Genomic DNA, 13,507 nt, shown 5'->3' on the forward strand with positions numbered 1-13,507 from the left:
GTCAAGCCAGCGCATGACATGCGCAGCCGGCAGCCTGCGCTCAGCTGCGCCCCTCGGCCAGATACTGCTTGGCCAGGAGCTTGGCCTCCTCCACCGCAGGCTGGTCGAAGGGGTCGACGCCCATGGCGTAGCCGGTGAGGATCGTCTCCAGCATGAAGTGCATCAGCACCTCGCCATGGCTCGTCTCGTCGATGTGCTCGACATGGAAGCGGCGGACCGCGCAACCGTTCTTGGCGAAGGTGTCGATCATGGCGATGCCCTGCGCCGCCACCATGTCGCCGATGGTCTTGCCGGCGAAGTCCCCCTGCCCGATCTTCTCCGCGAGTCCGGCGTCGATCTGCGGCCCCCTGCCCTTCACGCCGGTGGTCAGAACGGTGAAGAAGCGGTCCTTCGGACCGGCGAGATAGAGCTGCTGCTGCGAATGCTGGTCGACAGGGCCGAGCGCGCCGACCGGCTGCGTGCCCTGCCCGTCCTTGCCGAGGCTTTCCGCCCAGAGCTGCATCCACCAGCGGGTGAGAAGTGCGAGCTTGTCGGCATACGGCATCAGCACGGCGATGTTCTTGCCAGAACGCATCGCGGCGAGATGCAGCGCGGCGCCGAGGGCCGACGGCGTCTCGCGCACATCCTTGCCGGCGAAGAGGGGGGCCACGGCGCGCCCGGCGCCGAGGCGCAGCGCCTCGATGTCGAGGCCGAGCACGGCAGCCGGCAGCAGGCCGCAATTGGTCAGCACGGAATAGCGGCCCCCGACATCCGTGTGATGCTCGAGGAAGGGCACGCCATAGGGCTCCAGCAGCGCGCGCAGCGGATGCAACTTGCCCGGCCTGGCCGGTTCGGACAGGCCCTGGAAATGCTCGCCGATCTGCTGATCGGAGAGATGCGCGCCGCGCAGCGCCTCGATGGCGGCGATCGACTGCAGCAGCGTCTCGCCGGTGCCACCCGATTTGGAGATGGCGACGAACTTCGTGGTCTTCAGCGGCAGCTTCGCCAGCAGTTCGGCGTAGGTCGCCGGGTCGAGATTGTCGATGAAGTGGACGCGCGTGCCGGTCTGGAGCTGGGAGAGGCCCGCGATACCGTAGCCGGTGAGCTGCGCCAGGGTCTGGCCGCCGAGGCTGGAGCCGCCGGTGCCGAGCACCAGCACGTCGGTGGCGCCGCCGCTCTTGAGGCGAGCGGCGGCCGCCTTGGCCGGCGCGAGGTCATGGGTGTCGCTCGGCAGCTTGAGCAGCGGCAGCGAACCGTCCTTCGCCTGCCCCTGGAGCTTGGCCAGCGCCGGTTTCAGGTCGGCCAGCGCCTTCTCGAAGGCGGCGTCCGGAATGCCACCCTTGCCGACCTTGGATTCGAGCGCGAGATCGAAGCTTTGCTGGAGCATGGCACTATCCATCACGAGACGAGAGGGTTCAGACGAGGCCGACCGGCTTGCCGACCGCCTGGACGAGAAGATCGGGATGGCCGAAGAGGCGGGCGGCGACCCGCTTCACATCGGCCAGCGTCACCGTGGCAAAGCGCTTGTTGCGCTCGGCGAGGAAGGCGGGCGTATCGCCGCGCATCGCCAGGTTGAGAAGTTCGCCGGCAATCTTGGGCGAGGTGTCGAAGCGAAGCGGATAGGAGCCGATGATGTAGCGCTTGGCCTCCTCGACCTCGTGCTCGCTCGGCCCCTCGCTGGCGAGCTTCATCATCTCCTCGCGGATCACGGTCATCGATTCCGCCGCGCGGTCGTTGCGGGTGGCCGTGCCGCCGACAAGCATGGCGGCCTCGCGCAGCGGCAGCAGGCTGGAGGAGACGCCATAAGCAAGCCCGCGCTTCTCGCGCACCTCCATGAACAGCCGCGAGGTGAAGGCGGAGCCCCCGAGAATGTGGTTGAGGACGCTGGCCGGGATATAGTCCGGATCGTCCCACATCACCCCGGGGCCGACGAAGCGCAGCACCGTCTGCGGCACGTCGAGATCGATCACATGCGTCTGGCCGAGGCCTTGAAGCGGGAAAGGCTGGGACGGGCGAGGACGAGCCTCGCCCTTCGGCAGCCCGCCGAACAGCGCATCCAACCTGTCGCCGAGTTCCGCCGCGCCAATATCGCCGACCACCACGATCTTCAGCCCCGTACGGTCGAGCAGCGAAGGCACCACGGCCCGCAGCGCCGCGGTGTCGAGCCGCGAGGCGGAGTCGATATCGCCCTTCTCCGGCCGGCCATAGGCATGGCCGGGAAAAGCGGCGGCGTAGAGTGCGTTGCGGCACATGGTTTCGGGGTTCTTCGCCTGGCGCTGCAGCCCGGCGATGATCTGCGCCTTGACGCGCTGGACGGCGTCGGCGTCGAACCGCGGCTTGTTCAGAGCCAGGGCCAGCAGCTCGAAGGCCGTATCGCGATGGGTCGAGAGCGCCTGGAGATAGCCGTGGAAATCGTCGCGGCGGGCGTCGAAGCCGATATGGATGGCGTGATCGGCCATCCTGCCCTGGAAGGCCTCGGCGTCGAGCTCGCCCGCGCCTTCGTCGAGCAGGCCGGAGACGAGATAGGCGCTGCCGGCGGCGTCAGCAGGATCCCGCGACGCGCCGCCGTCGAAGGCGAAGTCCATCGCGATCAGCGGCAGGCTGTGTTCCTCGACCAGCCAGGCCTCGATGCCGCCCGGCGAGCGGACGATCTGAACATCGAGCGAGGGGCCCTGCGTGTTCAGCGGCGGAACGGGGAGCGGCGCGGTGAGGGTCGCGGTCATGGCTTATCCTGTCGGCAGGGCAGGCCCCGCCCGGTCATAGGAAGGCGTTTCATCAGGCCGGCAGCAGCAGGCCGGTGACGCTGCGGTTCGGCTTGAGGTAGCGGCGCGCGGCCTCGACCACCGCCTCGCGCGTGACGGCCTCGATGCGCTGCGGCCAGGCCAGCACGTCCTCCACGGTCTCTCCCACGGCGAGCGAGGAGCCGAAGATGCGCGCCAGCGAGGACTGGTTGTCTCGAGCGAAGACGGTTTCAGCGACGAGTCGGGTGCGGGCGCGCGCCAGCTCGAGCTGGGTCGGCCCTTCGGCGAGGAAGGCCGCGAGCGCAGCGTCGAGCCCGGCTTCCATCACCGTCATCTCGACGCCGGGGCGCGGGCTGGCGGAGAGCTGGAAGGCGGCGCGGTCGACCATCGAGCCCATGAAGTACGCATTGGCGCCGGCCGCGAGCTCCTGCTCGGCGCAGAGCTTGCGATAGAGCCGCGAGGTGGTGCCGCCGCCCAGGATCTCGGCGGCCAACTCCAGCGCGAAGACCTCTTCGCGGTCGCCGCTGGTATAGGTCGGCGTCAGCCAGCCGCGGCGCAGCGAGGGCTGCTGGACGCGGGGGTCGTTGAGCTGGACGCGGCGCGAGGCACGGGGCTCGGGCTCGATCGGCCGGCTGCGGACGGGCGCCTCGCCGCGGGCGGCGATCCTGCCGTAGGTCTCTTCAGCAAGTCGGCGGACCTGCACGGCGTCGGTATCGCCCGCGACGACCAGGATGGCGTTTTCCGGCGTGTAGAAGCGCTGGTAGTAGGCGAAGGCGTCGTCGCGGTTCAACCGCTCGATCTCGTGCTCCCAGCCGATGATCGGGGTGCCGTAGGGATGGTGGAAGAACAGGGTCGAGGAGAATTCCTCACCGAGCTGGGCGGCGGGGTCGGCATCGACGCGCATGCGCCGCTCCTCCAGCACCACGTCGCGCTCGGGCGCCACCACACTCTCGTCGAAGGAGAGGCCGGTCATCCGGTCGGCCTCGTAATCCATCATCGCGCGCAGATGCTCCTTCGGCACGCGCTGGAAATAGGCGGTGTAGTCGAAGGAGGTGAAGGCGTTCTCCTGCCCGCCATAGCCCGCGACGATCTTCGAGAACTCGCCGGCCGGCCAGCGCTGCGTTCCCTTGAACATCAGGTGTTCGAGGAAATGCGCGATGCCGGACTTGCCCGACGGGTCATCGGCCGAGCCGTTGCGATACCAGACCATGTGGGTCACGACCGGAGCGCGCCGGTCGCTCACCACCACGACGTCCAGGCCGTTGGCCAGGCGGAAGGACTCGACGGGCTCGGCCAGGCCGGGCTGGCGCGCATGGATGTTCAACGTGCGATGTCTCCGCAGGGACGAAAAGGGGCGGGCACGATGCGCCCGCCCCAATCGACAACTTGGTCAGCTCAAGCCGTTTCGGCAAGACCCGTGAGGCGGGCCACGCGGACGCTCACTGCGGCCGCATCACCGGGCCGCGCCCCTCGGCGAAGTTGCGCTCGCCGACCGCCTGCTTGTCCTCGACCGGGCCGCCCTTGCCGGGGCCGATGGCGGCTGTCGCGGCCGGGCGGCGATAGCCGGTCGGCGGTTCGGTCAGGGTGCGGCGCGGGGGCTCCTCGCCATATTTCAGCGCCTCCTGAGCCTGCTCGTTGTACTTCGCGGCCTGCTCCCTGCCGATCCGGATCGGGCCGATGACGTTGTCGTAGACGTCGTTCTCGCGAACGGGCCTGGCGGTCGCCTGCATGGGGGCATTGAGCGTGCGGCCGCGCTGAATCTCGCGGGCCGACAGGATCGGATTGTCCCTCAGGCCGTCGGCCGGAACATAGCGGCGCGGCGAGGCCTCGTCCTTGCGGCGCTGCACGTCGGGATCGTTCGGCCAGGCGGCGTTGCGGCCGCTGGCAGATTGCTGCGGCGGCGGGAGAGTGGTGTTCGGCGGCACGACCAGGGGCGCGCGGGCACGGTAGTCGATGTCGTCGTTGGACTTGCCGCCGAAGGTGCCTTCGAGCAGGTTCTTGAACAGCATGCCTTCCTGAGCGAGCGCAGGCTGGGCCGCAAGAGCAAGCCCGCCAGCGAGCAGCAGATGCGTCACGCGGATGCGTCGCGCCATGTCAAATCTCCCTTTGGACGGTTGTAGGACATGCTGAAGCACGCGCGAACGGCGAAAGCATGGCGGGACCGTCGTCACGCCGGCTTGGAGCCGGCAGGTCGGAGGGACTCATACAGGAGACCCAGCACGCCGACAACGATGGCGACATCGGCGATGTTGAAGATGTACCAGCTGAAATCGCCCCAGTGCAGATGGACGAAATCGACCACCGCGCCATACCAGGCCCGGTCGAGCCCGTTGCCGAGCGCCCCGCCGATGATCAGCGCGAGGCTGAAGACGGTGAAGCGCTCGTTCGTCCGCCACATCCAGCGCCAGAGCCAGATGGCGGCGACGAAGGAGACCACGACCAGCAGCCAGCGGCCGATATCCGTGCCCTGCTGGAACAGCCCGTAGGAGATGCCGCGGTTCCAGGCGAGCACGATCGTCAGGAACGGGGCGAGGTCGAACGGGCCGTTTTCGGCGAGGCCCGCGCCATGCAGCAGCCAGAGCTTCAGCGCCTGGTCGGCGAGGAAGACGATCAGGACCGTGGCGAGGCCGAGGCGGCGGGCCGGGCTCATCAGGGATGGACTCCCAGTTCCTGCAGCGCCTTGGCATCGCGCGGGGTCACCGCCGGATAGCCGGCCAGCGCCGTCGCCGGATCGAAATACTTCCAGGAACGGGCGCATTTCACGCCGTCGGCGCGGTGCGGCACCACGGCGACACCCGGAACATCCGGCAGGCGGAAGGCGTCGGTCGGCCCTTCGACGCTCTCGATGCGGATGCCGGAGGTGATCGCGATTTCCGCCAGATCGACGCCGGAGAGCGCGGCATGCAGATCCGCGTCGGCAATGAAGACCTGCGGGGCCGCCTCGAGCGAAGAGCCCAGCCGCTTGGCGGCGCGCTCCAGCTCGAGCGCGCCGGTGACGACGCGGCGGACCTTGCGGATCTTGCTCCAGCGCTCGGCCAGCTCGGCATCGAGCCAGGCGGAGGGCGCCTCGGCAAAGAGTTCGAGATGCACGGAGCCCTCGCCCGCCTTCTTCTCCGGATAGCGCTCCAGCCAGGCTTCCTCGGCGGTGAAGACGAGGATCGGCGCGAGCCAGGTCGTCAAGCAGCGGAAGAGGTGATCGACCACCGTCAGAGCGCTTCCGCGGACATGGCTCGACGTCGGATCGCAATAGAGCGCGTCCTTGCGGACGTCGAAATAGAAGGCCGACAGCTCGGTGTTCATGAACTGCGAGAGCAGCGTCACGACCTTCTTGTAGTCGTAGGTGCGGTAGGCCTCCGCGACCTGGGGACCGAGCTCGGCCAGCCGGTGCAGCATCAGCCGCTCCAGCTCCGGCATGGTCTGCGGCTCGGCGACGCGGGCCTTCTCGTCGAAATGGGCCAGCGTACCGAGCATCCAGCGCATCGTGTTGCGCAGCTTGCGATAGGTCTCGACGAAGGTCTTCAGGATCTCCTTGCCGATGCGCAGATCGTCGGAATAGTCGGCCGCCGCGACCCAGAGGCGCAGGATGTCGGCGCCGGAGTCCTTGATGATGTCCTGCGGGGCGGTGACGTTGCCCTTGGACTTCGACATCTTCTCGCCCTTCTCGTCCAGGCAGAAGCCATGGGTAAGGACGACGTCGAAGGGCGCGCGGCCGCGCGTGCCGCAGCTTTCCAGCAGGCTCGAATGGAACCAGCCGCGATGCTGGTCCGAGCCTTCGAGATACATCACCCGGTCCCTGCCGCCATCGACGATGCGATGCGTCCTGAGATCGGCGCGCTTCTCCAGCGTGAAGGCGTGGGTGGAGCCGGAATCGAACCAGACGTCGAGCACGTCGGTGACGCGCTCATAGTTCGCCGGATCATAGCCGAAGGGTTTCAGGAAACGGGCGCCATCGGTGTCGGTGAACCAGGCATCGGCGCCTTCCGCCTCGAAGGCCTCGGCGATCGCCGCGTTGACCTTCGCATCGACGAGGATCGCCTTGCTCTCCTTCTCGACGAAAACGGTGATCGGCACGCCCCAGGCGCGCTGGCGCGAGACAACCCAGTCGGGCCGGTTGGCGATCATGCCGTTGATGCGGTTCTCGCCCGCGGCGGGGACCCACTCGGTCTCCTTGATCGCCTTCAGCGCGCGGTTGCGCAGCGTGTCGGAGTTGCCGCCGGCAACCGGAGCCGGAGCGGCCGGGTCCGGCGCGCCGGCCTCGCCGATCGGCTTGTCCATGGCGATGAACCATTGCGGCGTGTTGCGGAAGATGACCGGCTTCTTCGAGCGCCAGCTATGGGGATACTGGTGCTTGAGGCGCCCGCGCGCGACAAGGTTGCCGGCCTCGATCAGCGCCTTGATGACGACCTCGTTGGCGTTGCCCTTCTCGCCCTTGTCGGTGATGACCTGAGCGCCCTCGAAGCCCGGCGCGTCCTGTGTAAAGCGGCCATCGGCATCGACGGTGTAGGGGATGCGGGTCTCGATGCCGCGCTCGGCGAGCTGGCGGCCATTGGCCATCCAGACGTCGAAATCCTCGCGGCCATGGCCGGGCGCGGTGTGGACGAAGCCCGTACCGGCATCGTCGGTGACGTGGTCGCCGTCGAGGAGCGGGACCTTAAAGTCGTAACCCCGTCCGCGCAGGGGGTGAGCGCACTCCGCCGGGAAGAGTTCGGCAGGATCCAGATCCCCGACCAGTTCGTAGCTTTCTGCCTTGGCAGCTTTGAAGACGCTTTCGGCCAGATTCTTCGCGAGGACATAGGTCGCCCCGACCTTGGCCCAGTTATTCTCAGGAGCAGCCGTAACGCGATAGAGTCCGTATGCGATCTTGTGGTTGTAGGAGATCGCCCGGTTGCCCGGCATGGTCCAAGGCGTCGTCGTCCAGATGACGACTGATGCATCCAAGAGACGGTCGGCAACGGGTCCAAGGCCCTGAACCATGGTGACCGGAAACGCCACGTACACCGTGTCGCTGACGTGCTCCTCGTACTCGACCTCTGCCTCGGCGAGTGCGGTCTTCTCGACCACCGACCACATCACCGGCTTGGAGCCGCGATAGAGCTGGCCGGTCTCGGCGAATTTCATGATCTCGCGGGCGATCTGCGCCTCGGCCGGATAGGCCATCGTCAGGTAGGGATCGTCCCAGTCGCCCTCGACGCCGAGCCGCTTGAACTCCTCGCGCTGGATGTCGACCCATTTTTCGGCGAAGGCGCGGCATTCCTTGCGGAACTCGACGACCGGCACGTCGTCCTTGTTCAACCCCTTGGCGCGGTACTGCTCCTCGATCTTCCACTCGATCGGCAGGCCGTGGCAGTCCCAGCCCGGCACGTAGTTCGAGTCGTGGCCGAGCATCTGCTGCGAGCGGGTGACGAGGTCCTTCAGGACCTTGTTCAGCGCATGGCCGATATGGATGTTGCCGTTGGCGTAGGGGGGGCCGTCATGCAGGACAAAACGGTCCCTGCCCTGCCCGGCTTCGCGCAGCTTGCGGTAGAGGTCGATCTTTGCCCAGCGGGCGAGCAACTCCGGCTCGCGCTGCGGCAGGCCGGCCCGCATCGGGAATTCGGTCTGGGGCAGGAAGAGCGTCTGCGAGTAATCGAAGGCGTCGGTCGTTGCTTCGGCGGGCTTGGTCTTGTCGGTCATGGTCCGGCTCGGGCAATCGGGACGGCGGTCGGCGGCGTGGCCTCGCTCGTCCTTTCGGTAACGGGAAAGCGGTCTTCAACCCGGACTGCGCAGGCGCCCGCGCATCAGCGCAGGGCGGCAGCCGGGCCCGTAATTCGCCGGAGCGGTATGGTTATTGTAGCGCGGGGCATGACCATTGGGAGCTTCTAGAGCAAATTTCTCTTCGCAGGAACCACCGAGGTCATCCCGGCCGGAGCGAGGCGGAGAGCCGGGATGACGGCGTTCTCTTGAATAGCCAAAACTGCTCTAGCAAAGCGGCCTTACGGAAGGAAGCGCGGCGTCCTGCCCAGGACGTCGCGCGCCTTCCGGCTGTCGGCGTCCATCTGGGCGATCAGAGCCTCCAGCGTGTCGAACTTCGCCTCGCCGCGCAGCCAGTCGACGAAGGCGACGTCGACCCGCTTGCCATAGAGATCGCCGGAAAAGTCGAAGACGAAGGTCTCGAGCCGCGGCGCGCCGTCGTCGAAGGTCGGGCGGCGGCCGAAGCTGGCGACGCCGTCATGCCAGATCCCGTCGATCTTCATGCGCACCGCATAGATGCCGTGGCGCAGGCGACAGTCGCGCGGCAACTGCATATTGGCGGTGGGGTAGCCGAGGTCGCGCCCCCGCTTGTCACCATGGACGACGAGGCCGCGCACGAACCAGGGGCGCCCCAGGAAGGCGGCGGCACGCGCCACATCGCCCTCCTCCAGCGCCGTGCGGATCAACGTCGAGGAGACCGCCTCGCCCTGCCAGGAGAAGGGGGGCACGACGACGACGGGGAGGCCCAGAGCGAGCCCATGGGCCTGCAGCATCTCGGGCGAGCCGGTCCGACCCTTTCCGAAATGGAAGTCGTAGCCGCAGACGAGGCCGGCTGCGCCCAGCCGGCCGATCAGCAGATCGTCGACGAAACGCGCGGCGTCGATCGCGGCGGTCTCCATATCGAAGGGCAGCACCATGGTCTGCGACAGTCCGATCTCCGCCAGAAGCTCGGCCTTGAGCTGCGGGGGCGTCAGGCGGAAGACCGGCTCCTGCGGGCGGAAGACGCTGCGGGGATGCGGCTCGAAGGTGAAGGCGGCGGCCTTCGTTCCATGCTCTGAGGCCAGCCGCTTCGCCGCACGGGCGAGTTCGGCGTGGCCGCGGTGGACGCCGTCGAAATTGCCGAGCGCGAGGACGGCGCCGCGCGCCGCTTCGGGGACGGGCTTATCGAGGTCGAGAACGAAAACGGCCGGGTTTTCGTTCGGCATGGCCTCGGGCTGAGCTGTCATCGATCGCAGAAATCCACCGGCAGGACCCGTCTTGCCCCGAAAGGCCGGATCGTCGGCCGTGTTTGAGGCGAAGGTCGGTGAGCGTCAAGCGCGGGATCGCTCAGGCGGGACGCGCCGGCGGCAGGGCAACCCAGGCCTCGCCCTCCAGCACGGGCTTTCCGTCAACCAGGCACTCGCAGAAGAAGCGCGCCCGGCGCCGCTCGGCCACGAGCTCGGCGACCTCGACGCGGGCCACCACCACGTCGCCGATCTTGACCGGCGCGAGAAAGGTGAGGGTCTGCGAGAGATAGACGGCGCCGGGGCCCGGCAGGCGCGTGCCCAGCAGGGCCGAGACCAGGCTGGCCGTCAGCATGCCATGCGCGATGCGCTGCCCGAACTTCGTGCCCGCCGCATACGCGTCGCTGAGATGGATCGGATTCGCATCGCCCGACAGTTCCGCGAAAAGCGCGATGTCGCGCTCCATCACGGTGCGCATCAGGCTCTCGCTCTGGCCGAGATAGAGATCCTCGAAGCGGTGCACGGTGTAGAGGCCGGCTGATTCAGGCTGGGCGGTCATGGGGCTGGCACGGCGGCGCCTCGGCTCCGCCCTCATTCATCGGACAGGGATCATCTCGCAGGTGCAGCAACGCGGCAATTCGACTTTGGTGCCGCGCAGCTCGAAAATTCGATGCAGGTCGAACCCGAAGCCCTCGTGAGTCGACGATCGGATTAACGGCTTTGCAAGGCGCAGATGTCATACCCCTCGCAAGCAAACGCCACTGGCTCAACAGTGGCACGGCGCCGGTTCGTCCGGTGCCGCAACCGCCGTGTCCCGGAGCACCGCAATGGGTCTCGACCCCGCCATGCCGATCCTGGTCGTTGACGACTACCAGACCATGATCCGCATCATCCGCAACCTGCTGCGGCAGCTCGGCTTCGAGAATGTCGATGATGCCTCCGACGGCACGACGGCGATCGAGAAGATGCGCGACAAGCGCTACGGGCTGGTGATCTCTGACTGGAACATGGAACCGATGAGCGGCATCGAGCTGCTCCAGCGCGTCCGCGACGAGGAAAAGCTCTCCGAGACGCCCTTCATCATGGTCACCGCCGAGTCGAAGACCGAGAACGTCATCGCCGCCAAGAAGGCCGGCGTCAGCAACTACATCGTCAAGCCGTTCAACGCGCAGACGCTGAAGACCAAGATCGAGGCCGTCTGCGCCGGCTGACGCCAGGCCCCCCTCACCAGATGAGGTGCGGAAGGGCATAGTGCGGCCTGTGGGTCTGGCCGGCGAACCAGCCATGGCGCGCCTCCCACGACGCTTCCATCAGGTCCTGGGCGTGGATGCCGGCGAGCACCATCACGCCCGTCACGCCGAATGCATCCGCGCCTGCGATGTCGGTGCGGATCGCGTCACCGATCGCGCAGATGCGCTCGCGCGCCACGGCCGAGCCACGTTTCTGCTCGGCCAGCGCCAGCCCCGCCTCGTAGATCGGACGATGCGGCTTGCCGGCATAGATCGCCTTGCCCCCCATCTCCTCATAGGCGAGTGCGACCGAGCCCGCGCAGGGCACGATCCGGCCGCCCCGTTCGACGACGAGATCGGGATTGGCGCAGATCATTTCGAGGCCGCGCGCTGCCATACCCTGCAGCATTTCGAGATAGGTCTCCGGCGTATCCACCTCGTCGTCGAAGAGGCCGGTGCAGAGCACATAAGACGCGTCCTCGGCCTTGGCCTCCGGCGCTTCGAGCCCCGCCGTCAGCGGCAGGTCGCGATCGGGGCCGATGCGGAAGAGCGGCTGGCCGGCCCGGGCGGCGATGAGGGAGCGACAGACGTCGCCGGAGGTGACGATCGCGTCCCAGGCCGAGCGCGGCACACCGAAACCGTCAAGTTGCCGGGCGATCAGCTCCGCCGGGCGCGGCGCGTTGGTCATCAGCACCACGCTCGTCCCGCGCTCGCGCATCCGGATCAGCGCGTCCACCGCCTCCGGAAAGGCGGCGACGCCGTTGTGGACGACGCCCCAGACATCGCAGAAGCAGAGGTCGAAACGCCCGGCAATCTCGGAAAAACCCGCAAGCGCGTGGGTGGAAGCCGCCATCGGCACGATCCTGTTTCCAGCTGAGGCGGCGCAGAGGCGCACCGCTCACCCTGCACTAGTCAGGATCGGCGTTGAAGGAAACCCGCCTAGGGAACCCTCGAGGTCTTTAAGAGCGTGCCGTGCAAGCCGCTCAGCCCGTCGCGCGGCGCAGCACGGAGCGGAAGGGCACGCGCTCCGGACGGGCCGGCTCGGCCGCCGCGGCCGGAGCCGGCGGCGCCGGATAGCCGACGATCTCGGCGCTGCGCGCAGGCTCGGCGGGGGCCCCCGGGGGCTTGGACTGGGGCGACTGTTGAGCCTCCTCGGGCTCGGCGAACACCTCGGGCTTGACCGGGCGCGGCGGAGAGAAGGCAAGGCCCTGCCCCAGGCCGATGCCCAGCTCGATCATGTCCGCCGCCGTCGGATTGTCCTCCACCTCGTCCGCCACGAGCGCGACAGAGGCCCGGCCGAGAAGCGCCGCGAGATCGCCGACTGCGATGTCGCTCTGCAGCCGGCCCTCATCATAGGATCGCAGCAGGCTCGCCGGAATCTTCACGAAGCGGATGCCGCGATCGTATAGCGCCTGCGGGTCGAAGCGCAGATCGGCGACCTGGTCGAGCGCGAAGCGGACGCGATTGGCCGACATGGCGCCGAGCAGGCCGAGGCTGGTGGGATGCAGCGCCCGGAAGATCGCTTGCGGCACCTCGACGACGAGTTGCCCGGCGTGATCGCGATATTTGTCGAGGATGCGGGCAAGCGTCGCCAGGGCTCGCGCCGATTCCCAGGTCGAGGCGCTGAAATTACACGAGACGAAGATCTTGCCGTCCTTGGCGCCGAGATGGCGGGCGATGGCGAGTGCCCGGGTGAGAACCAGCGCATCCAGCGTGGGACCGAAACCGCGCTCCTCGACCGTGCGCATGAATTCATGCGGCATCAGCAGCGTGTTCTCGTCGAGGCGCAGCCGCGGCAAAGCCTCGTAGCCCTGGGTACGCCGCTGCGGCAACGAGACCATCGGCTGGAGATGCACCTCGAGCCGGCCCTCGGAAAGGGCAGCGCCGATGATCTCCGCGCGCTCGGCCTCCGCTTCCGCCTCGGCGGCCTTCGCAGCCGCCTCCCGCTCGGCGGCGAGCCGTTCGGCCCGCTCACGGCGCGCAGCCTCGGGGTCGATCACGACCTCGGGCGCCGCGGCAGGAACAGCAGGGGGCGCTGGCTGCACCGCGGTGCGCGCCAGCTTCTCGTCATGGTCTGCAAGCGTCGTGGCGACCTGGTGGATCAGGTCGCCGAGCAGCCCGACCTCGGCGGTCAGCTCATTGATCGCGGCCCGCGCCGGCGCCGCATCGACATCCCGCATCGGCATCTGCTCGACACGCTGCGACAGGGAATCGATGCGGATCGCATTGGTCGCGAGCCGGACCTTCACCTCGCCCAGACCGGCCAGAAGCTGCTCGCGCTGCGCCGCCGCCCGGCTTTCGAGCGCGCGCAGGCTGAGTGCAACCCCCGCCCCCGTGAAAACCAGCCCCAATGCGCTGCCCAAAGTCCCCGGCAGCAGAATGGCCACGATCGTGCCGGCCGCAACGCCGGTCAGCACACCGGCGAAAGGAGGAAGGGCTTTCAGGCGCACAGGAGCCAAAGGATTGCTCGCGCGTCGGGGTTGAGGGTTTGGACTGCGAATCACGACACTGCGTGCAAGACTACCCTTAGGGCGCCTCGCATGCGAGCCTGCCTCACGCCATGACCGCTTCGCGGACGGCCGGCTAGCGAAGCCGGGGCCGGTGG

General features: G+C 67.9%; 11 protein-coding genes. 1 reads left to right on the top strand and 10 read right to left on the bottom strand.

Translation table 11 applies throughout. The features are described 5' to 3' along the window. Window positions 1-40: 40 nt before the first annotated feature. The 8 genes from BW981_RS04070 to BW981_RS04105 form a co-directional block, all read right to left on the bottom strand. Complete coding sequence (locus BW981_RS04070; protein WP_083712131.1) at window positions 41-1,366, bottom strand: glucose-6-phosphate isomerase; 1,326 nt, start codon at window positions 1,364-1,366, stop codon at window positions 41-43. A 28-nt stretch (window positions 1,367-1,394) separates the two neighbouring features. Then, window positions 1,395-2,702, bottom strand: a complete 1,308-nt coding sequence (locus BW981_RS04075) for a M16 family metallopeptidase (protein WP_076436382.1) — start codon at window positions 2,700-2,702, stop codon at window positions 1,395-1,397. 52 nt (window positions 2,703-2,754) lie between these two features. Beyond that, window positions 2,755-4,044, bottom strand: coding sequence for a M16 family metallopeptidase (locus BW981_RS04080; RefSeq protein ID WP_076436383.1), 1,290 nt, complete (start codon window positions 4,042-4,044; stop codon window positions 2,755-2,757). A 115-nt stretch (window positions 4,045-4,159) separates the two neighbouring features. Continuing rightward, window positions 4,160-4,813, bottom strand: a complete 654-nt coding sequence (locus BW981_RS04085) for a hypothetical protein (RefSeq protein ID WP_076436385.1) — start codon at window positions 4,811-4,813, stop codon at window positions 4,160-4,162. Window positions 4,814-4,887: 74 nt separating this feature from the next. Beyond that, window positions 4,888-5,370, bottom strand: a complete 483-nt coding sequence (lspA, locus tag BW981_RS04090; protein ID WP_076436387.1) for a signal peptidase II — start codon at window positions 5,368-5,370, stop codon at window positions 4,888-4,890. After that, a complete protein-coding gene (gene ileS, locus BW981_RS04095) occupies window positions 5,370-8,393 on the bottom strand; it encodes an isoleucine--tRNA ligase (RefSeq protein ID WP_076436389.1) in 3,024 nt (1,007 codons plus the stop codon). Before ileS ends, lspA begins: the two co-directional genes overlap by 1 nt. A gap of 299 nt (window positions 8,394-8,692) precedes the next feature. Further along, window positions 8,693-9,676, bottom strand: coding sequence for a bifunctional riboflavin kinase/FAD synthetase (locus tag BW981_RS04100; RefSeq protein WP_076436390.1), 984 nt, complete (start codon window positions 9,674-9,676; stop codon window positions 8,693-8,695). A 100-nt stretch (window positions 9,677-9,776) separates the two neighbouring features. After that, complete coding sequence (locus BW981_RS04105) at window positions 9,777-10,232, bottom strand: MaoC family dehydratase (protein WP_076436392.1); 456 nt, start codon at window positions 10,230-10,232, stop codon at window positions 9,777-9,779. Between the two features lie 268 nt (window positions 10,233-10,500). On the opposite strand from BW981_RS04105, the gene BW981_RS04110 reads away from it, so the two are divergent. After that, window positions 10,501-10,884, top strand: coding sequence for a response regulator (locus BW981_RS04110; RefSeq protein ID WP_076436394.1), 384 nt, complete (start codon window positions 10,501-10,503; stop codon window positions 10,882-10,884). Window positions 10,885-10,897: 13 nt separating this feature from the next. Here BW981_RS04110 and BW981_RS04115 read toward each other — a convergent pair whose 3' ends face one another. Next, window positions 10,898-11,755, bottom strand: a complete 858-nt coding sequence (locus tag BW981_RS04115; protein WP_076436395.1) for a TIGR01459 family HAD-type hydrolase — start codon at window positions 11,753-11,755, stop codon at window positions 10,898-10,900. 130 nt (window positions 11,756-11,885) lie between these two features. Beyond that, entirely contained in the window at window positions 11,886-13,352 is a 1,467-nt protein-coding gene (locus BW981_RS04120) for an EAL domain-containing protein (protein ID WP_076436397.1), read from the bottom strand. Window positions 13,353-13,507: the final 155 nt, after the last annotated feature.

The organism is Allobosea sp. TND4EK4 (assembly GCF_900156025.1).
In the GTDB taxonomy this organism is placed as follows: Bacteria; Pseudomonadota; Alphaproteobacteria; order Rhizobiales; family Beijerinckiaceae; genus Allobosea.